The following is a 19,756-nucleotide window of genomic DNA, read 5'->3' as shown; positions in this document are numbered from 1 at the left end:
GCCCGGGACGGCAGGAGGAGCACGGACGTGGACGTGAACGGTGCGGTGGCCGAGGGCTTCGAGCCGGTCAGGGAGGCGTTCGTACGCAACTTCGAGCAGCTCGGGGACCGGGGCGCGGCCGTCGTCGTCTACCGCGACGGACGCCGGGTGGTCGATCTGTGGGCCGGGACGAAGGACGTCGACGGCGGTGAGCCGTGGGAGCACGGCACCGCGCAGATCGTGCGCTCCGCGACCAAGGGCGTCGCCGCCGCCGTCCCCCTGATGCTCGCCGAGCGCGGGCAGCTGGACCTGGACGCGCCGGTCGGCGCGTACTGGCCGGAGTTCAAGACGCGCGGCAAGGAGCGGGTGCTGGTCCGGCACGTGCTGAACCACCGGGCGGGGCTCCCGGCCCTGGACCGTCCGCTCACGCCCGAACAGGCGCTGGACCCGCGGCGGGGCCCCGAGGCGGTCGCGGCCCAGAGCCCCGCCTGGGAGCCGGGCACCGACCACGGCTACCACGCCCTCACCTACGGCTGGATGCTCGACGAGCTCGTCCGCCGGGTCACGGGCCGGGGCGCCGGCGAGTGGATCGCGGCCGAGATCGCCGGACCGCTCGGCGCGGACTTCTGGCTCGGGCTGCCCGGGGCGCACGCCGCGCGAGCGGGGCGCGTGGGCCGGATCGAGGCGCCCGAAGGCGGCGCCGCGCTGCGGATGCGGCCCAAGCGCTCGGTGACCGACGCCTACACCGACCCCGCGTCCCTCACCCACCGCGCCTTCGCCGCGATCACCCCGTTCCCCGACCAGAACGACCCCGCGTACCGGGCCGCCGCCCTGCCCGCGACGAACGGCATCGCCACCGCGGACGGGCTGGCCCGGATCTACGCGGCGCTGATCGGCGACGTGGACGGTGTGCGGCTGTTCGCGCCGGGGACCGTCGAGCGGGCCCGCGCCGAGGAGTCCGCAGGACCCGACCGCGTCCTGGTGATCAACACCCGTTTCGGTCTCGGCTACATGCTGCACGGCAGCGCCTCGCCGTTCCTCGGCCCCACCTCCTTCGGCCACCCGGGCCGCGGCGGCGCCCTCGGTTTCGCCGACCCGGACAGCGGCGTCGCCTTCGGCTACGTGACCAACGGTCTGCGCAAGACGGTCACGGCGGACCCGCGCGCCCAGGCCCTGGTCAAGGCGGTGCGCGCCGCGCTGGTCTGAGTCAGACGTGCAGCGGGTGGGACGTGCGCCCCGACGCCTCGTCGATCTCGTCGTGCGCCTTGGTGAGCAGACGCATGGCGATCTCGTTCAGCGCGCGGGCGCCCGCGATCTCCTCGCCGACCCTCGGCTGGTCGGCGTCGACCTGGTGCCGGCTGGCGTGCCCGTGGGCCCGTACCTCGGTGCCGTCGGGCAGCCGCACCAGGGCCACCGCCCGGGTGCGCTCGCCGTCCTCCTGGAACTCCAGCTCGATGTGCCAGCCCACAGTGGTGTGCGCCATGACGATCACCTCCGGAAGAACTCCTTCCAGGGTGCGCCCACCGCCGCCCCGACGGCCAGGGCCGGACCCTCCCGACCGCGGCACGATCCCCCGGCAGGGCTTAGTCCGGCTCCGCGTACTCCTCCGGCCGGGCCGCCGGGGCGGTCGGCTTGGTGCGGGGCGGGCGGGTCAGCTCGGTGACGCGGGCGGTCAGGGCCGCGCGCAGGCCGGTGATCTGGCGGACCAGCTCGCGCCGCTGCCGTCGCTGGTGGCGGAAGGAGATCTCCACGGTGGCCAGCGCGAGCACGAGGGCGACGAGGACGACCGCCCCGAGGACGACGTACCGCCGCACGGTCCCGAGCCCCTCCCCCGCGAAGGCCACGGCCGACGCCGCGAGCAGCCCGCCGGTCAGCGCGAGCCACAGGACGTAGAGCGCGCACAGCCAGGGGTGGTCCGCGCACAGCCAGCCGCGCCGGGTGCGGCCCGCCTCGGCGGTCACGCGGTCGGCGGCCCCGCCGATGTCGCCGAGTTCCCAGTGCGCCTTCTCCCGCTGCTCCCGCGAGAGGGGCGCGGACATCCCGTCGAGGCGCACATGGAGCCGGGCGAGCGCGCGCCGCAGCACCGCCCCGGAGACCCGGTCGGGCAGCCGGTGCGGCCAGCGGGCCCACAGGGCGGCGTCGCGCCGGCGCAGCCGGATGTCGGTGACGGCGGCCCGCGCGACCGCCACGGCGAGGACCAGCAGCAGCGGCAGCGCCACCGCCATCCCCTGGTCGCCACGGAGCGCCCCATATCCGCCGAGCAGGATGACGCCGAGGCCGATCGGCCAGGTGAGCCGGATGTAGGTGCGGTGCCGCACCGCGTGCAGCTCGCGCTCCAGCCCGTCGACGGAGCGCCTCACCAGCCGTACGGCGGTGACCGCGACGAGCGGCGCGGTCAGCAGCGCGCAGCACATCAGGGCGGCGGTCAGGGTGTACGGCAGGACGTCGGTGCCCGCCCAGTCGTCGTCCTGGGGCACGGCGGGCAGGCCCGCGAGCAGCGCGCAGGCGGCGAGCCCGGTGAGCACGCCGAGCCACCGGCCGGGGCGTCTCCCGGCTGCTTCGGGTGCCGCTTCGGGCGTCCAGCCGGTGCCGACCTCACCCTCCACGGCGGCGACCAGGGCGGCGAGGTCGGCGGCCCAGTGGGCCTCGCGCAGCCGGAGGGCGTTGCGTCCGGCGAGGGCGCGGATCGTCTCGGGCAGCTCGGACGCGGCGGGCATCCGGGCGCCGTCGAGCAGGACCGGGACGACGAACCTGCCGCTCTCCAGGGCCCATTGGATCTCCCGGCGGACCCAGTCCCGCGGCTCGTCGAGCCTCCGCACCCCGGCCTCGTCCCGGCTCTCGGCCCAGCCGGGGTGGAGGACGGCGAGCAGGACGTCGCAGTCCGCGACGCGCTCCGCCAGCGTGTCCGCGTACCGCTGGCCGGGCAGGAGGGAGGGGCTGTCGAGGAAGACCTGGTCGCGGCCGAAGTACCGGGCCAGTTCCAGGTCGAGGCCCTCGACGGTCCCGGTGTGCTCGCCCCTGCGGTAGTTGATGAAGACGCCGCCCATGGGGCTCAGGTTAGCCAGCGGACCGCGCCCGTCCGACGATCGATCAACTCCGGTCGGGATGCGCTAACCCGTGTGCAGCATCAGTCCTATTCCGACCACCAGGAGGCCGGCTGCGACGATCCGGGGCGCCCCGAACCGCTCCTTGAACAGCACGGCCCCGATGGCCGCGCCGACGATGATGGACGATTCCCGCAGGGCCGCGACCGGTGCGAGTTCCGCCTTGGTCTGCGCCCACAGCACGAGCCCGTACGCGGCCACCGACAGGAACCCGCCGAGCAGTCCGAGCAGGGCGACCGGCCGCAGCGTCTCGACGGTCCGCCCGCGCCAGCGCCACACGGCGTACGCCGGGATCACGCCTCCCTGCACGACCATCAGCCAGGCGATGTACCCGAAGGGCGCCCCGGACGCCCGCGCCCCGAGCCCGTCGACGACGGTGTACGCCGCGATGGCCAGCCCGGTCGCGAGCGCGGCCCGGATCGCCGCCCAGTTCGGGCGCCGCCCGCGCAGCCCCCACACGGCCACGCCGGTGAGCCCCGCGCAGGACAGGGCGATCCCGGCGGCGGCCCAGCCGTCCGGCACCTCGTGCGCGAAGAGGGCGGCGAACAGGGTGACGACGAGCGGCGCGGTGCCGCGCGCGATCGGGTAGGCCTGCCCGAAGTCGCCCAGCCGGAACGACGTCATCAGCAGCGCGTAGTACACGATGTGCAGGGCCGAGGAGACGAGCAGATACGGCCAGGCACCGGCGGGCGGCAGGGGCACGAACGGCGCCATGGCCAGCCCGATCAGCATGCCGCCGCCCGCGATGAGCGTGAACCCGACGAGCTTGTCGGTGATCCGGTGCGCGATCGCGTTCCAGCAGGCGTGCGTCACCGCGGCGACCAGGACGGCCGCGGCGACCCCCGGGGTCACGAGGTGCGCTCGCGCACATCCACGAGCGTGGCGCCCGCGTGGGCGACGAGGTCCTCGGGCGCGATGGGGAACACGGCGTGCGGGTTGCCCGCGGCGGCCCACACCACCTCGTGCTCCAGCAGCGAGCGGTCGGCGAGCACCCGGGTCCGGGTGCGGTGCCCGAAGGGCGGTACGCCTCCGATGGCGTACCCGGTGGTCTCCCGGACGACTCCGGCGTCGGCCCGGGTGACCTTGCCCGCGCCGAGTTCCTCGCGCACCCGTTCCACGTCCACCCGGGACGCGCCGTCCATGAGGACGAGCACCGGGACCCCGTCGGCGGCGAAGATCAGCGACTTGCAGATCTCGCTCAGCTCGCAGCCGACCGCCGCGGCGGCCTCGGCGGCGGTGCGGGTGGCGTCCGGGAAGCGGCGGACCCGGGCGGTCAGTTCGTCGAGGCCCTTCTCCCGCAGGGCCTCGGCGAACAGGGGGTGCGCTCCGCCGCCCTCGGCGTCGGTCTGGGCTGTCGTCGTCATGCGGGGCACGCTAGCGGTACGTGTAGCGCACAGGCGAACGGGTTACGCGAGGGCGGCGGTCACGCGGGTCCCGCGGATCGCTCCGGGACCGCGGGGTCACGCGGGGACGCCGGTCACGCGGGGGCGGCGAAGGACACGTCCTTGGTCTCCGTCACCTCCGCGGTGCGTCCGGGCGCCGACTGGAAGCCCCAGTACAGGTTGGTGTGGGCGATGACCTGGTCCACCGGCGGGGCGCCCCAGGCGCTCTTGTCGCCTGCGGTGTGCGCGTCGGAGACGAGTGTGACGTCGTAGCCGCGGGTGAAGGCGCCGTGGATCGTGGAGCGGATGCAGGCGTCGGACTCGGCGCCGGTCACCACGAGATGGCCGACGGCGGCGTCCGCGAGGACCTGTTCCAGATCGGTGGCCTCGAAGGAGTCGCCGTAGCTCTTGTGCACGAGGGCCTCGCCGTCGGCGCGGGTCAGCTCGGGCACGTACGCCCAATCCTGGCTGCCCTGGGTCAGTTCGTCGTCGGAGTGCTGGACCCAGACGACCGGGACGCCCTCGGCGCGGGCCCGCTCGATCAGGGAGCCGATGTGCGCGACGACGGTGTCGCGGTGGTGGGCCCCACCCACGACGCCGTTCTGGACGTCGATCACGAGGAGGGCCGTGCCGGGTCGTGCCTGGAGTGTGGTCATGTCCCTCACGCTAGACCCCGCCACTGACAATCGCCCTGACGTGCGAGAAGAGCCGGGGCGGACCCCGGCTCTCCCCGCACGCAACCCGTCCCGGATCAGGCGTGCGCGAGCTCCTTGTCGTCGTCGCGGTGGCCGGGGCCGTCCTGCGCGCGCAGCCCCTCGCCCTCGACGTCGACGTTGGGCAGGGCGCGGTCCAGCCACTTCGGCAGCCACCAGGCGCGGCGGCCGAGCAGGGCGAGGACGGCCGGGACGATCGCCATGCGGACCACGAACGCGTCGAAGAAGACGGCGATCGCGAGGCCGAAGCCGATCATCTTGACCATCGACTCGGAGGAGCCGATGAACCCGGCGAAGACGGCCATCATGATCACGGCGGCGGCCGTGACGACCCGGGCGCCGTGCCGGAAGCCGGTGACGATGGCCTGCTGGGGCTTCTCCCCGTGGACGTAGGCCTCGCGCATCCGGGTCACGAGGAACACCTCGTAGTCCATGGCGAGGCCGAAGACCACGCCGACCATGAAGATCGGCATCATCGACATCACCGGACCGGTCTCCTCGACGCCCAGCAGGCCGGCGAACCAGCCCCACTGGAAGACGGCGACGACCGCGCCGAGCGCCGCCATGACGCTGAGCAGGAAGCCCAGGGCCGCCTTCAGCGGGACGAGGACGGAGCGGAAGACCACGATCAGCAGCAGGAACGCCAGGCCCACGACCAGGATCAGATAGGGGATCAGCGCGTCGTTGAGCTTCTGCGAGACGTCGATGTTCATCGCCGTGGAGCCGGTGACGAGGACGTTCGCGTCGGTGTCGGCCTTGATGTCCGTGCCCGCGTCGCGGATGGCGTGCACCAGGTCCTCGGTGGTGACCGAGGACGGCTTGGAGTCCGGGATCACGGTGATGGTCGCGGTGTCACCAGCCTTGTTGGGCGCGGCCGGGGTGACGGTGACGACGTTCTTCAGGCCCTTGATCTCGTCGCCGACCTGGGTGAACACGGCGTCCGGGTCGGTGCTGTCCTTGGCGTCGACGACGACCATCAGCGGCCCGTTGAAGCCGGGCCCGAAGCCGTCCGAGAGCAGGTCGTAGGCGCGGCGCTGGGTGGTGGACGTGGGCTGCGAGCCGTCGTCGCCCAGGCCCAGTTCCAGGGAGGCGGCCGGGATCGCGGCGGCGCCGAGGCCGATCACGCCGAGCAGCAGGACGGCGAGGGGGCGGCGGACGACGAAGCTGGCCCAGCGGGTGCCCATGTTGGGCTTCGCGGGCCCGGCGGAGTCCCGGGCCTTCCGCCGCCGGCCGAGCAGCTTGCCCTTCTCGCCCGCCGGCCTGACCTTGCGGCCCGCGTAGCCGAGCAGCGCCGGGATCATCGTCAGGGCGATCAGCACGGCGATGACAACGGTGCCGGCGGCGGCGATGCCCATCTTCGTCAGCATCGGGATGTTGACGACGGACAGACCGACCAGCGCGATGACGACGGTGAGGCCGGCGAAGACGACGGCCGATCCGGCGGTGCCGACGGCGCGTCCGGCCGCGTCCTCGCGTTCGCGGCCCTCGGCGAGTTCGGCGCGGTAGCGGGAGACGATGAACAGGGCGTAGTCGATGCCGACGGCGAGGCCGATCATCATGGCCAGCGTCGAGGTGGTGGAGCCGAGGTCGAGCGCGCCGGCCAGCGCGGTGATCGTGGAGACGCCGATGCCGACGCCGATGAGCGCGGTCAGCAGCGGCAGCCCGGCCGAGACGAGCGAGCCGAAGGTGATGACGAGGACTACGGCGGCGACCGCGATGCCGATGACCTCGGTGGCGCCGGTCTCGGGCGTGGTCTGGAGGGCGTCACCGCCGACCTCGACGGTCAGTCCGGCGTCCCGGGCCTGCTGGGCGGCGTCCTCCAGCGCCTCGCGCGAGGAGTCCTCCAGCTCCATGCCGGAGACCTTGTAGGACACCGAGGAGTAGGCGATCGTGCCGTCCTCGCTGACGGCGTCCGCCTTGTAGGGGTCGGCGACGGAGACGACCTCGGAGCCGTCGCCGAGGGCGTCGACGGTCTTCTCGACGATCGCCTTGTTGCCGGCGTCCGTCATCTTCTGGCCGTCGGGCGCCTGGAAGACGACCCGGGCGGTCGCGCCGTCGGCGCTCATCCCGGGGAAGCGCTGTTCCAGCAGGTCGAAGGCCTTCTGGGCCTCGGTGCCGGGGATCGAGAAGGAGGTCGATCCGGCGGTCGGGGCGCTGGCCGCGCCGACACCGGCGAGGGTCAGCAGCGCGATCCATATGAGGGCGGCGAAGTGCCGTCGGCGAAAGGCCAGCCGGCCGAGCCGATAGAGGAAAGTGGCCACGGAGGCGTACTCCTGGTCAGGTCGTGGGGTGTTCGGGGCAGGGGTGATCGGCCCGGTGGGTGGCAGGGCTGATCGGCCCGACGACGTGAGCGGATACGTCAGGTGGGGCTTGAGGTGGGGAAGGGTGCTACTCGGTGATGCCGAGGGCAGGGAGGACCACGGCGTCGATGTACGAGATCAGGTAGGCCTGGGTCGGCGGCTGCTCCTCCAGGAGCGTCCGGGCGACGAAGGCGCCGAGCATCATGTGCATCACGTACTCGATCGCCGGGTTGTCCGCACGGACCTCGCCCCGGTCGATGGCACGTTGCACCACCTTGCGGAACTCCGCGATCTCGGGCTCCACGAGGTGTTCGCGGAACGCGGAGAGGAGGTCCGGGTTGGTGTGGACGGTCATGGCCAGAGCTCGCATCAGCGCGGAGTTCTGTTCCATCTCGCAGTCGTCCGAGCGCAGGGTGTGCGCGTGCAGGTCGCCTTTGAGCGACCCGGTGTCGATGTCGCCCAGGTGGCCGGAGCCCGGCTTGGAGTGCCGGACGGCCTTCGCCACCAGTTCGGCCTTGCCGCCCCACTGGCGGTAGAGCGTGGCCTTGCTGGACTTGGTGCGGGCGGCGACGGCGTCCATGGTGAGCGCGTCGTAACCGACCTCGCGGAGCAGGTCGAGCACCGCGCCGTACAGCTCGGCCTCGCGCTCGGGCGTGATCCGACTGCGACGCACCGTTGCGAGCTCAGTCATGATTCCGCCTCCCGCTCCCACTCAGAGACTGCGAACGACACTGTTTCGTACGTGACGAATGTAGCGCACCCCCGTTCGAAACGAAACCGTTTCGTACGTGTCGTGTCTCACGCCCTTCCGGGGCACCTTCCCGGCCCGTTCCCGCGTTGAGCCATTTTTCATAAGTTGCTCCGGTCCATCCCCCGGAAAAGCATGGGGAGGTGAGCTATCTGCGCCTGCCGCACCTGAGCGGCGACCTGTTGTGTTTCGTGGCCGAGGACGATCTGTGGCTGGCCCCCGTGGACGGGGCGGACCGAGCCTGGCGGCTCACCGTGGACCGCACCAAGGTGGGCCATCCGCGGTTCTCGCCCGACGGCCGCCACATCGCGTACACGAGCTGGCGCAGCCTGGTCCCGGAGATCCATCTGGTGGACGTGGAAGGCGGCCCCGGCAGCCGGCTCACCTACTGGGGCTCCGCCGACACCCAGGTCTGCGGCTGGACCCCCGAGGGGCAGATCCTCGCCGTCGCCTCGCACGGCGAGCCCTTCTCGTACTTCACCTGGGCCTACAAGGTGCCCACCGACGGCGACCCCGGCCGCAAGCTCCCCTGGGGCCCGGTCTCCGACCTCCAGGTCGCCGACGTCGACGGCGACCGCCGCACCCTCCTGCTCACCGGCACCCCGCCGCACGAACCGGCCGGCTGGAAGCGCTACCGGGGCGGCGCGACGGGCCGCCTGTGGCTGCACGGCCACCGGCTCCTGGAGCACCTCGACGGCCATCTCCACTCCCCCATGTTCGTCGCCGGCCGGATCGCCTTCCTCTCCGACCACGAGGGCGTCGGCAACCTCTACTCCTGCGCGCACGACGGCTCCGACCTGCGCCGGCACACCGACCACGACGCCTTCTACGCCCGGCACGCCTCCGGCGACGGCACCCGGGTGGTGTACCAGTGCGCGGGCGACCTGTGGCTCGTCGACGACCTGTCCCCCTCGGGAAGGCCGCGCAGGCTGGACGTCCGGCTGAGCGGCCCGCGCGCGGGGCGCCGCACCTACCAGGTCCCGGCGGCCCAGCACGTGGACGGCGTCTCCGTCGACGAGACCGGCCGGGCGAGCGCCGTCGTCGTCCGCGGCAGCCTGTACTGGCTGACCCACCGGGACGGCCCCGCCCGGACCATCGCCGACACCCCGGGCGTCCGGGTCCGCCTCCCGGAGATGCTCGGCTCGCTCGGGCAGGTCGCCTACGTCACCGACGCGGAGGGCGAGGACGCCGTCGAGGTCGCCCACCTGCCCCGCGCGACGGGCGACCGCGAGCCGCGCAGGATGGCCTCGGGCGCGCTGGGCCGGGTCCTGGAGATGGTCTGTGACCCCCAGGGCGAGCGGCTGGCCCTCGCCTCGCACGACGGACGGCTCCTCCTCCTGGACGTCGGCGAGGACTCCGACGGCGAGGTCACCGAGCTCGTCCGGTCCGTCAACGGCCCCGTGCGCGACCTCGCCTTCTCCCCGGACGGGGCGTGGCTGACCTGGTCGCACCCGGGCATCGGGCGCTCGCTGCGGCAGATCAAGCTGACCCGGATCTCCCGCACGGGCCCCCAGGACCGGCTGATCGTCGACGTGACCAACGGCCGCTTCGAGGACGAGAACCCCGTGTTCACCAGCGACGGCCGCTACCTCGCCTTCCTGTCCTGGCGCGGCTTCGACCCCGTGTACGACGTGCACACCGGCGACCTGTCCTTCCCGCTGGGCTGCCGCCCGTACCTGGTCCCGCTCTCCTCGGCAACCCCCTCCCCGTTCGCCCTGACCCCGGAGGGCCGCCCCGCGGCGGGCGGGCTCGACCCCGCCGAGGACGACCCGGGCGACGGCACGACCGTCACCGTGGAGATCGAGGGCCTGGCAAGCCGGGTGACGCCGTTCCCGGTGACCGCGTCCAAGTACTCGGCGCTGCACCCGGTGGCGGGCGGCGGGCTGGTCTGGCTGCGCTGGCCGATCTCCGGCGCGCTCGGCGAGACCTTCGCCAACCCGGACGACACCAGCGGGCGCCCGACCCTGGAGCACTTCTCCATCACCAAGGCGAAGAAGTCCGAACTCATCGACCACCTCGACTGGTTCGCGGTCAGCGGCGACGGCTCGCGGCTGGTCGTGGTCGACGAGGGCGACCTGCGCGCGGTGCCCGCCACCGAGTCCGGCGACAGCGACTCGACCGTGTGGATCGACGCCCGCCGCATCCTCCACGACGTCGACCCGCCCGCCGAGTGGCGCCAGTCCTACGAGGAGGCGGGCCGTCTCATCCGCGCCTACTTCTGGGACCCGGGGATGTGCGGCATCGACTGGGACGCGGTGCTCGCCCAGTACCGTCCGCTGGTCGAACGGGTCTCCTCCCCCGACGAGTTCGCCGATCTGCTGCGCGAGCTCCTCGGCGAACTGGGCACCTCCCACGCCTACGTCACCCCCGCGCGCCGCAACGAGGGCCCGCCGCACTACCAGCGCCGCCAGGGCCTGCTGGGCGCCAACCTGGTCCGCCGGGACGGCCGCTGGACCGTCAGGCGCATCCTGCCGGGCGACTCCTCCGACTCCAAGGCCCGCTCCCCGCTGGCCGGCACGGGCATCCGCGAGGGCGCGGTGCTCACCCATGTCGACGGCCGCCCGGTGGACCCGCTGACGGGCCCCTACCCGCTGCTCGCCGGGGCGGGCGCGACGACGGTGGAGCTGACGTTCACCTCGGCCGAGGGGGACGGCCCGCCCCGTCGGGTGGCGGTGGTGCCGCTGCTGGACGAGCGGCCCCTGCGGTACCAGGACTGGGTGGCCAAACGCCGGGCGGTCGTGCGGGAGCTGAGCGGCGGCCGGTGCGGCTATCTGCACATCCCCGACATGGGCGGCTCCGGCTGGGCCCAGTTCAACCGCGATCTGCGCCTGGAGGTGTCACGGCCGGCGCTCATCGTCGACGTGCGCGGCAACGCCGGGGGCCACATCAGCGAGCTGGTGATCGAGAAGCTGACGCGCACGATCCTCGGCTGGGACCTGACGCGCGACGCCCAGCCGGTGTCGTACGCCTCGAACGCGCCCCGGGGGCCCGTGGTCGCCCTCGCGGACGAGGCGACCTCCTCCGACGGCGACATGATCACGGCCGCGTTCAAGCTGCTGAAGCTCGGGCCGGTCGTCGGCCAGCGCACCTGGGGCGGCGTCGTCGGCATGACGGGGCGGCACCAGCTCGGCGACGGCACGGTGATCACGGTGCCGATGAACGCGGCCTGGTTCGACGCGTACGGCTGGTCGGTGGAGAACCGGGGCGTGACACCCGACCTGGAGGTGCTGCGCACCCCGCTGGACTGGGCGGAGGGGCGGCACGCGCAGCTGGACGACGCGGTGCGGCTCGCGGTGGACCTGCTGGCCACGGACCCGCCCGCGACGGCACCGGACTACTCGGACGTGCCGGACCGGTCGAGGCCGAAGCTGCCGCCGCGTCCGTGAACGGCTCGCGCGGGGGCGCGTGTTCGGAATCGGGAGCGCGCGTGAAAGAGCGTGCGCCCGCGCGCGGGTGCTGGAAAAGGCGCGGGCGCGGGAAAGGGCGCGGGCGCGAGGCGGGGGAAGCGGGCGCGGGACGCGGGAGAGGGCGCCCCTCGTCAGGGGCGCCCTCTCCGTGCTGCGGTGTGTCGCGTCAGGCGTCGTAGTCCTGGTCGAGACGGTCCTGCTCCTCCTGCTGGAGGCGCTCCGTCTCCTCGTCACGCCGCTGGCCGCGCTGCGGCATCCGGTCCTGGGCTTCCTGGGCCTTCTGCCTGGCCTGGTCCTGCCACTGCTCGGCCTTGTCCTGGAACTGGTCCTTCATACCCATGTGGGTTCACTCCCGTGGGGGGTGTGGGGATGTGCCCCTAGCCGGGGCCTCGACCAGATTCACACGGCCGGACACCCAGCGCATGTCGATCAGTCACCGTGCGTGACACGCGCCTGTTCGTCGGCCTGTCCGCCCGCTCCGACGAGCCCCGAGCGCATCCCTTCGAGCCGGTCCCCGAACCGCCGCATCTCGCGCTGCCCGACCGTCCCGATGATCGCCGGCAGATAGCCGCGCACGCCCTGCATGCCGCGCAGCCACCACTGGCCGTACACATGGCTGGAGCGGCGCTCGATCCCGGCGACGATCCGGTCCACGGCCGGACCGAGCGGGTACGTCTTGTTCGACGGCCACGGCAGCCGCTGCCTGAGCTCGCGCATCACGTCGTCCTGGTCGGCGCCGCGCACCATGTCCGTGTCGGTCCAGGAGAGATAGCCGACGCCGACCCGTACGCCCTTGAAGCCGACCTCGGCGCGCAGGCTGTGCGCGTACGCCTCGACGCCGGACTTGGACGCGCAGTACGCGCTCATCATGGGGGCCGGGGTGATGGCGGCCAGCGACGCGATCTGGAGCAGATAGCCGCGGCTCTCCATCAGCACCGGCAGGAACGCGCGCGCGGTGACCGCCGAGCCGATCAGGTTGACCTCGATGACCCGCCGCCAGGCGACCGGGTCGGAGTCCACGAACGGGCCCCCGGTCGCCACGCCGGCGTTGGCGACGACGATGTCGACCTTCCCGAACCGCTCCTTGACCTCCCGCGCCACCTGGGCCATCGCCTCGTGGTCGGTGACGTCGGCGTACCAGTGGTCGCTGTCGCCGTGCAGCCGCTCGGAGACCTGCTTGAGGGCGTCCGGTTCGAGGCCGACGAGCGCGACGCTCGCCCCGCGCGCGGACAGCTTGCGCGCGAGCAGCTCGCCGACACCGCGCGCGGCCCCCGTGACGACGGCGACCTGTCCTTCGAGACTGACCCTGCTCATGCGCCCTCCTTGATCGTCGCGTACGTCGTCACCAGTTCCCGGATCCGGGCGGTGACCAGCTCCGGTGCCTCGATCGGCGTCATGTGGCCGATCCCGGGGAGTTCGGTGGTGCCCACGCAGTGCGGCAGCGCGGCGGCCAGCTCCCGCGCGTGCACCGGCGGGGTGAGCCGGTCGGCGGTCCCGACGACCACCTCCGTCGGGACCGTCAGTTCCCGCACGCCGTCGCCGAGTTCGAGCCCGTCGAGCACCCGCGACCAGGCGTGGCGCACCTTGCGCGGGCAGGCGTGCACGATCCGCGCGCACGCCTCCACCATGTGCGGCGCCGAACCCGGGCCCATCGTCCCGTACTTGAGCACGCGGCGGGCCACCGGCGTGACGGGTCCGAGCGGCGCCCGCGAGCCGAGCACCTGCCGGGTCAGCCAGGTCCTGAACCGCCCGGGCCTCATCGGTACGACGGTGGACTCGGCGACCAGCCGCGAGGAACCGGTGCTGCACAGCAGGACGGCGACGGCGTGCCGCCGGAACGCCGCGCGCCCGGACGCCGCCATCACGGTCATCCCGCCCATCGAGTGGCCGGCGATCACGGCCTTCTCCCCGGGCGCGAGCGTGGCCTCCAGGACGGCTTCCAGGTCGTCCGCGAGCGCCTCGGTGCTGCACGCGGGGCTCGCGGGGCTGCGCCCGTGGCCGCGCTGGTCGTAGGCGATGACCCGGTGGTCGGCGGCCAGGTCCCTGATCTGGGCCGCCCAGAAGGCCGTGGAGCAGGTCCAGCCGTGGGCGAGGACGACGGCGGGCGCGCCGTCGCCGCCGTGCACCTCGACGTGGAGGCGGGCGCCGTCGGCGGAGACGGCGGTGAGCTCACGGACGGGGACGGGCGGGGCGTAGGGCCCGGAGGAGACGGACATCAGTCGGCTCACGCGTCCACCTTCTCGGTCGTGTCGTCCGCGGCACTGCCGTCCGCGGTGTTCCCGCCCGTGGCACGCAGCACCTCGTACTCCGCGAGGTCCACGCGGCGCGTCGCGCGCCGGAACTCGGTCGTGGTGCCCGGCCAGACGGTGGTGTTGCGGCCGTTCGCGTCGAGGTACCAGCTGGTGCAGCCGCCGGTGTTCCACACCGTGCGCTCCATGCGCTGCTGCACCCGGCGGTTCCATGCCTGGACGGCGCTCGGGCGGGCGTCCAGGGCGGCGCGACCGCCGATGGCGCCCAGCTGCTTCACGAAGTCGGCCAGGTAGTTCAGCTGGGACTCGATCATCAGGATCATCGAGGAGTTCCCGAGCCCGGTGTTGGGGCCGATGATCGTCATCCAGTTGGGGAATCCGGCGGCGGAGGCGCCGCGCAGCGACTCCATGCCGTCCTTCCAGGCCTCGGCGAGGGTGTGCCCCTGGGCGCCGACGACGCGTTCGGCGATCGGCATGTCGGTGACGTGGAAGCCCGTGCCGAAGACGATCACGTCGGCCTCGGCCTCGGTGCCGTCGGCCGCGACGAGCGTGGACCCGCGGACCTCGCGCAGCCCGGAGGCGACGACGTCCACGTTGGGCTGGGCGAGCGCCGGGTAGTAGGTGCTGCTCAGCAGGATGCGCTTGCACCCGATGCGGTAGTCGGGGGTGAGCTTGGCGCGCAGGGCCGGGTCCTTGATGGCGCGGGACATGTTGGCCTTCGCCAGCTTCTCCACGAAGCCGAGTTCGCCCGGGTGCTTGGTGAACGCCTGGACCTGCAACTCCCTGATGCCCCACAGGAGTCCGCGGCGCGCCTTGGCCGTGAAGGGCAGCGTCCGGTGCAGGGCGCGCTCGGCACCGCTGATGGCACGGTCCATGCGGGGCATGACCCAGGGCGGGGTGCGCTGGAAGAGGGTGACGGAGCTCGCGAGCGGCTGGATCGCGGGCACGATCTGGATCGCGGAGGCGCCGGTGCCCACCATGGCGACCCGCTTGCCGCGCAGGTCGTACTCGTGGTCCCAGCGCGCGGAGTGGAAGACCTTGCCGGGGAACGAGTCGAGCCCGGGGATCTCGGGGATCTTCGGGTCGGACAGCGGCCCGGTCGCGGAGACGACGACGTCGGCGGAGAGCCGTCCGCTGCTGGTCTCGATGTCCCAGCGGAGCCGTTCGGCGTCCCAGGTCATCAGCTTGACCTCGGAGTCGAGCCGGATGTGCGGCCGGAGCCCGAAGACGTCCGTGACGTGCTCCAGATAGGCCCGGATGTGCTCCTGCCCGGAGAAGGTGCGCGGCCAGTCGGGGTGGGGCGCGAAGGAGAAGGAGTACAGGTGGGAGGGCACGTCGCACGCGCATCCCGGATAACTGTTGTCCCGCCAGGTGCCGCCCACGCTGCCGGCGCGCTCCAGCACGACGAAGTCGGTGACACCCTCCCGCCGCAGCCGTACGGCGGCCCCGAGCCCGCCGAAGCCCGACCCGATCACCGCCACCCGCACATGCTCCTGTTCGGCCATGCCGATGCCCTTCCCGCTGCGACTCCGCCAGTGAACACTGGCGCAATGGGAGGGTAGGACAGCTCCGTACTGATGGGTAGGGGTCGGGAGCGAGGAAGTTACCGGCAGTACGCCGCGGTGTCCCGGGAGGGCGGCACGAGGGACGTGGCACGACGTAGGGTGCGGGCGTGGCAGACAAGGTGGCGGACAGGCGCGAGTACCGCATGGAGGAGCTGGCCGAGCTGGCGGGCATCACGGTCCGCACGGTCCGCTTCTACCGGGAGCGCAAACTGATCCCGCCGCCCCGCCGCGAGGGCCGTATCGCCTGGTACGACGACCATCACCTGGCCCGGCTGCGCACGATCGCGGCGCTTCTGGAACGCGGCCACACCCTCACCGGCATCGCGGAGCTGGCCGAGGCCCTCGACCACGGCCGGGACGTGGCGGACGTGCTCGGCGTCGCCCCGCCCACCGAGGAGGAGCCGGTCCGGCTCACCCCCGAGGAGCTCGCCGCCCGCTTCGAGGGCCAGGTCACCGCCGAGAACCTCGCCGCCGCCCTCGACCTCGGTTACCTCGGCACCGACGGCGACGACATCGTCCACGTCAGCCGCCGCCTGCTGGACGTCTCCTCCGCGCTGGTCCGCGAGGGCATCCCCCTCGCGGAGGTGCTGGCGGCGGGCGCCCGGGTGCGCGCCCATGTGGACGCCATGGCCGACGACTTCGCCGACGTCATCCTGCGCCACGGCACCCCGGGCGACCTCCAGCGGCTGCGTCCGCTCGCGCGCAGCGTGGTGGAGGCGGAACTGTCCCTGGCGCTCGACCGGCGGCTGCGGCAGGGCGCGGCCGAGGAGGAACGGCCCCCTGGGGGCCTCTAGAGGTCGTAGACCACCGTCACCGGCGCGTGGTCGGACCAGCGCTCGGCGTGCGTGGCCGCGCGCTCCACGAACCCCTTGACCGCCTTGTCCGCGAGGCCCGGCGTGGAGACGTGGTAGTCGATGCGCCATCCGCTGTCGTTGTCGAAGGCCCGCCCCCGGTAGGACCACCACGAGTAGGGCCCCTCCACGTCCGGGTGCAGCGCCCGTACGACGTCGACGTACCCGCCGTCGGCCGCGTCCAGGACCTGGCCCAGCCAGGCCCGCTCCTCGGGCAGGAACCCGGAGCTCTTCTGGTTGGCGCGCCAGTTCTTGAGGTCGGCCTGCTGGTGGGCGATGTTCCAGTCGCCGCAGACCACGACCTCACGGCCGTCGGCGGCGGACCGCTCGCGCAGCTCCTTGAGGTGGACGAGGAACTCGTCCATGAACCGGACCTTCTCGTCCTGCCGCTCGGTGCCGACCTCCCCGGAGGGGAGGTAGAGGGAGGCGACCGTCACACCCGGCAGGTCCGCCTCGACGTACCGTCCGCTGCCGTCGAACTCCTCCGACCCGAAGCCGACACGGACCCGGTCGGGCTCACGGCGCGTGTAGAGGGAGACCCCGGCGCGGCCCTTGGCGGCGGCGGGCGCGTGCACGACGTGCCAGCCTTCGGGGGCGCGGACCTCCTCGGGCAGTTGCTGCGGCTCGGCGCGCACCTCCTGGAGGCAGATCACATCGGCGGAGGTGTCCGCCAGCCACTCCACGAAGCCCTTCTTCGCGGCGGCACGGAGCCCGTTCACATTCGCGGTCGTCACAGTCAGCACCCCGGCACCCTACCTTCAGCCTGGACCTGGTCCGGTTTTCGATCATGTATCGGAAGGTCGCGCGGGACGACCGGCCGCCCGGCCTCCCTCACGCCCTCTCACCTCGCTCTTTCGCTGGTATACCGTTTTCGCATGGATGTACGCCCCGTCTCGTTCGACCACCCCGACGCCGTCAAGCTCAACGACGAGGTCCAGGCCGAGTACGCCGTCCGCTACGGCGACGGCGGCGACGCCACCCACCTGGACCCGACGCACTTCGAGCCCCCGAACGGCGTGTACCTCATCGCGTACGACGAGCACGACAGCCCCGTCGCCACCGGCGGCTGGCGCGCCCAGGACGCGAACGACGAGGGCTACAGCGACGGGGACGCCGAGCTGAAGCGCATGTTCGTCATCGAGCAGGCGCGCGGCCTGGGCCTGGCCCGGCGCATCCTCGGGGCGCTGGAGGAGGACGCGCGGGCGGCGGGCCGGCTCCGCATGGTCCTGGAGACCGGCGACAAGCAGCCCGAGGCGATCGCCCTGTACGTGTCGAGCGGGTACGAGCCGTGCGACAAGTTCGGTTACTACCGGGACTACGAGTCGAGCCGCTGCTACGCGAAGGCGCTGTGACGCCGGTCGGGCTCTGAGGCGTGTGCGGCCGGTGAGGCCCCGAGGCTCCGTGCCGCCCGTCGGGCTCTGAGGCTCTGTGCCGCCGGCGGTCAGGCCCTGAGGTAGGCGAGGACCGCCGAAACCCTGCGGTGGGTGTCGTCGGCGGGCGGCAGGTCCAGCTTGGCGAGGATCGAGCCGATGTGCTTGCCGACGGCCGCCTCGGACACGACGAGCTCCTTCGCTATCGCGCTGTTGGACCGGCCCTCGGCGATGAGCGCCAGCACTTCGCGCTCGCGGGGGCTGAGCCGGGCGAGCGGATCCCGTCTTCGGCGCAGAAGCCGGCGCACGACCTCGGGGTCGACGACCGTGCCCCCGGCGGCGACCTCGCGCAGCGCGTCCACGAACTGCTCGACCTGGCCCACCCGGTCCTTGAGCAGATAGCCGACGGCGCCGCCGTCCCCGGAGTCGAGCAGCTCGGCGGCGTACTCCCGCTGCACGTACTGGCTGAGCACCAGCACCGGCAGGCCGGGCCGTTCCTCCCGCAGCCGCACCGCCGCGTGCAGTCCCTCGTCCTGGAAGCCCGGCGGCATCCGGACGTCGGTGACGACCACGTCCGGCGTGTGCTCGCCGACGGCCGCGCGCAGGGCGTCCGCGTCTCCGACAGCGGCGACGACCTCGTGCCCGAACCGCGTGAGCAGACCGACGAGTCCGTCGCGCAGCAGCACGCTGTCCTCGGCGAGGACTATGCGCAGGGCTCGGTCGGCGGGCACGGGATCTCCACTCTCAACAGGGTCGGTCCGCCCGGTGGGCTGGACAGGAAAAGTCTGCCATCGAGCACTGACAACCGGTCGGCGAGACCGAGGAGCCCGGTGCCGTTCGCCCCGTCCGCGCCGCCCCTCCCGTCGTCCCCGATCTCCAGGGTCAGCCGCCCGTCGCCGTGTCCCCCGCCGATCACGGCCCGGCTCGCCCCGCTGTGCCGGTCGACGTTGGCGAGCGCCTCGCAGACGACGAAGTACGCGGCGCTCTCGACGGGGCGGGGCAGCCGGCCCGGCAGGTCGAGCCGGACGTCCACCGGGACCGCGCTGCGGTCGGCCGCGTCGGCGACGGCGGCTTCCAGACCGTAGTCGGCGAGAACCTTGGGGTGGATGCCGTGGATGAGCTCCCTCAGTTCCGCGAGCGCCTTCTCGGCCTCGCCCTGCGCCTTGGCGAGCTGGTCGGCGAGAAGGCTGTCGGGGGGCGTGTCGAGGCGGGCGAGGCCGAGGGTCATGGTGAGGGCGACGAGCCGTTGCTGGGCGCCGTCGTGCAGGTCGCGCTCGATGCGGCGGCGCTCCGCCTCGAAGGCGTCGACGAGGCGGACGCGGGAGCGGACGAGTTCGGCGACGCGCGCGCTGTCGTCGGGGCGCGCCGGGGGCGCGATCATGAGGCGCGCGAACTCGGCGCGCGCTCCCGCGAAGGCGCCCAGGGCGTACACCCCGGTCGCGATCAGCACCACTCCGGCGCCCGCCACCGCGAACGCCCCGGGGAGTGTGCTCACGGTCCCCAGCTTGACCACCTTCGCCTCGCCGTCGACGGCGACGAGCGCCGGGGTCGCGAGCATGAACAGGGGTACTCCGGCGGCAAAGAGGACGGCGAGCGCGTCGAGCGGCCACAGCACGAGCGCGAGGAGAGCGGCGTACGCCAGCTCGCGCCAGGTGGCGCCCTCCTTGAGCCGGGTCGACAGCCACCGCGCCAACCCCGGCGCGTCCGGCGTGCGATGCCGCGCGGGCAGCACGGGCGCGCCCCCGGCCAGCCGGAGCCTACGGCGCTCGACGGCGGCCACGGGGATGCCGGCCAGCGCGGTCAGCAGCAGCAGCGGCAACCCGACGAGCACGACGGCGAGCGCCCCGCCCACCACCGCGCCGCTGACGATCCCCACGAGCACGACCGCGCCGAACAGCGCCCCGCTCACGAGGAACGCGAGCGACCGCCACGGCCACGCCGATCTCAGATACGCGCGCGTGCCCAGCGCCTGCCACACCGTCATGCCGATCACGGTAGGAGGCCGGACGGGCCAGGGGAATCGGTCCAGCCGGAGCACGGGGGTATGCCTGGCCCCACCCCCAGGTCTCCCCTCCGCCGCACTGCGCC

At 73.2% G+C, this 19,756-nt stretch carries 18 protein-coding genes; 4 read left to right on the top strand and 14 right to left on the bottom strand.

Translation table 11 applies throughout. The features are described 5' to 3' along the window. Window positions 1-27: 27 nt before the first annotated feature. The gene (locus ACIPSE_RS37890; RefSeq protein WP_401672155.1) at window positions 28-1,185 is read left to right on the top strand and encodes a serine hydrolase domain-containing protein; all 1,158 of its coding nucleotides are present in this window, start codon (window positions 28-30) and stop codon (window positions 1,183-1,185) included. A 1-nt stretch (window position 1,186) separates the two neighbouring features. Here ACIPSE_RS37890 and ACIPSE_RS37885 read toward each other — a convergent pair whose 3' ends face one another. From ACIPSE_RS37885 to ACIPSE_RS37855, 7 genes are all read right to left on the bottom strand, one after another. Further along, window positions 1,187-1,462, bottom strand: coding sequence for a DUF1876 domain-containing protein (locus tag ACIPSE_RS37885; protein WP_401672153.1), 276 nt, complete (start codon window positions 1,460-1,462; stop codon window positions 1,187-1,189). Between the two features lie 100 nt (window positions 1,463-1,562). Further along, a complete protein-coding gene (locus tag ACIPSE_RS37880; RefSeq protein WP_401672150.1) occupies window positions 1,563-3,026 on the bottom strand; it encodes a toll/interleukin-1 receptor domain-containing protein in 1,464 nt (487 codons plus the stop codon). A 63-nt stretch (window positions 3,027-3,089) separates the two neighbouring features. After that, window positions 3,090-3,935 carry an EamA family transporter gene (locus ACIPSE_RS37875; protein ID WP_401672148.1) on the bottom strand — a complete coding sequence of 282 codons (846 nt, stop codon included), beginning with the start codon at window positions 3,933-3,935 and terminating at the stop codon, window positions 3,090-3,092. Next, window positions 3,932-4,447: a YbaK/EbsC family protein gene (locus ACIPSE_RS37870; RefSeq protein ID WP_401672145.1), complete on the bottom strand. Its 516-nt coding sequence runs from the start codon at window positions 4,445-4,447 to the stop codon at window positions 3,932-3,934. Before ACIPSE_RS37870 ends, ACIPSE_RS37875 begins: the two co-directional genes overlap by 4 nt. Before the next feature lie 113 nt (window positions 4,448-4,560). After that, a complete protein-coding gene (locus ACIPSE_RS37865) occupies window positions 4,561-5,121 on the bottom strand; it encodes an isochorismatase family protein (protein ID WP_401672143.1) in 561 nt (186 codons plus the stop codon). Between the two features lie 95 nt (window positions 5,122-5,216). Further along, window positions 5,217-7,439 carry an MMPL family transporter gene (locus ACIPSE_RS37860; protein ID WP_401672141.1) on the bottom strand — a complete coding sequence of 741 codons (2,223 nt, stop codon included), beginning with the start codon at window positions 7,437-7,439 and terminating at the stop codon, window positions 5,217-5,219. A 127-nt stretch (window positions 7,440-7,566) separates the two neighbouring features. Next, a complete protein-coding gene (locus ACIPSE_RS37855) occupies window positions 7,567-8,169 on the bottom strand; it encodes a TetR/AcrR family transcriptional regulator (protein ID WP_401672139.1) in 603 nt (200 codons plus the stop codon). A 200-nt stretch (window positions 8,170-8,369) separates the two neighbouring features. On the opposite strand from ACIPSE_RS37855, the gene ACIPSE_RS37850 reads away from it, so the two are divergent. Continuing rightward, on the top strand, window positions 8,370-11,612 hold the full coding sequence (locus tag ACIPSE_RS37850) for a S41 family peptidase (RefSeq protein ID WP_401672137.1): 3,243 nt from the start codon (window positions 8,370-8,372) through the stop codon (window positions 11,610-11,612). A gap of 187 nt (window positions 11,613-11,799) precedes the next feature. Here ACIPSE_RS37850 and ACIPSE_RS37845 read toward each other — a convergent pair whose 3' ends face one another. The 4 genes from ACIPSE_RS37845 to ACIPSE_RS37830 all read right to left on the bottom strand — a co-directional run bounded on the left by ACIPSE_RS37845 (window position 11,800) and on the right by ACIPSE_RS37830 (window position 15,387). Continuing rightward, on the bottom strand, window positions 11,800-11,973 hold the full coding sequence (locus ACIPSE_RS37845; RefSeq protein WP_401672134.1) for a hypothetical protein: 174 nt from the start codon (window positions 11,971-11,973) through the stop codon (window positions 11,800-11,802). Window positions 11,974-12,062: 89 nt separating this feature from the next. Continuing rightward, on the bottom strand, window positions 12,063-12,947 hold the full coding sequence (locus ACIPSE_RS37840; protein WP_401672131.1) for an SDR family oxidoreductase: 885 nt from the start codon (window positions 12,945-12,947) through the stop codon (window positions 12,063-12,065). Next, window positions 12,944-13,861 (bottom strand): alpha/beta fold hydrolase, encoded by a 918-nt coding sequence (locus ACIPSE_RS37835; protein WP_401672129.1) that lies wholly within the window; start codon window positions 13,859-13,861, stop codon window positions 12,944-12,946. The genes ACIPSE_RS37840 and ACIPSE_RS37835 overlap by 4 nt, the downstream gene beginning before the upstream one ends. After that, window positions 13,858-15,387 carry a flavin-containing monooxygenase gene (locus ACIPSE_RS37830; protein WP_401672127.1) on the bottom strand — a complete coding sequence of 510 codons (1,530 nt, stop codon included), beginning with the start codon at window positions 15,385-15,387 and terminating at the stop codon, window positions 13,858-13,860. The genes ACIPSE_RS37835 and ACIPSE_RS37830 overlap by 4 nt, the downstream gene beginning before the upstream one ends. A 203-nt stretch (window positions 15,388-15,590) precedes the next feature. On the opposite strand from ACIPSE_RS37830, the gene ACIPSE_RS37825 reads away from it, so the two are divergent. Next, on the top strand, window positions 15,591-16,241 hold the full coding sequence (locus tag ACIPSE_RS37825; RefSeq protein WP_401672545.1) for a MerR family transcriptional regulator: 651 nt from the start codon (window positions 15,591-15,593) through the stop codon (window positions 16,239-16,241). Here ACIPSE_RS37825 and ACIPSE_RS37820 read toward each other — a convergent pair. Further along, window positions 16,238-17,041, bottom strand: coding sequence for an exodeoxyribonuclease III (locus ACIPSE_RS37820; RefSeq protein ID WP_401672125.1), 804 nt, complete (start codon window positions 17,039-17,041; stop codon window positions 16,238-16,240). The two genes, ACIPSE_RS37825 and ACIPSE_RS37820, sit on opposite strands and share 4 nt — an antisense overlap. 132 nt (window positions 17,042-17,173) lie before the next feature. Between ACIPSE_RS37820 and ACIPSE_RS37815 the strand changes: the two genes are divergently transcribed. Beyond that, entirely contained in the window at window positions 17,174-17,650 is a 477-nt protein-coding gene (locus ACIPSE_RS37815; RefSeq protein ID WP_401672122.1) for a GNAT family N-acetyltransferase, read from the top strand. Between the two features lie 89 nt (window positions 17,651-17,739). On the opposite strand, the gene ACIPSE_RS37810 is transcribed toward ACIPSE_RS37815, so the two are convergent. Together ACIPSE_RS37810 and ACIPSE_RS37805 are read right to left on the bottom strand one after the other, a co-directional pair. After that, window positions 17,740-18,399 carry a response regulator gene (locus ACIPSE_RS37810; RefSeq protein ID WP_401672120.1) on the bottom strand — a complete coding sequence of 220 codons (660 nt, stop codon included), beginning with the start codon at window positions 18,397-18,399 and terminating at the stop codon, window positions 17,740-17,742. Beyond that, on the bottom strand, window positions 18,372-19,652 hold the full coding sequence (locus ACIPSE_RS37805; protein WP_401672118.1) for a sensor histidine kinase: 1,281 nt from the start codon (window positions 19,650-19,652) through the stop codon (window positions 18,372-18,374). The genes ACIPSE_RS37810 and ACIPSE_RS37805 overlap by 28 nt, the downstream gene beginning before the upstream one ends. Window positions 19,653-19,756 lie beyond the last annotated feature (104 nt).

Origin of the sequence: Streptomyces sp. NPDC090106, from assembly GCF_044747265.1 — a bacterium.
In the GTDB taxonomy this organism is placed as follows: Bacteria; Actinomycetota; Actinomycetes; order Streptomycetales; family Streptomycetaceae; genus Streptomyces.
The sequence above is the reverse complement of the archived record's forward strand: the minus strand, read 5'-3'. Positions and strand labels throughout refer to the sequence as shown.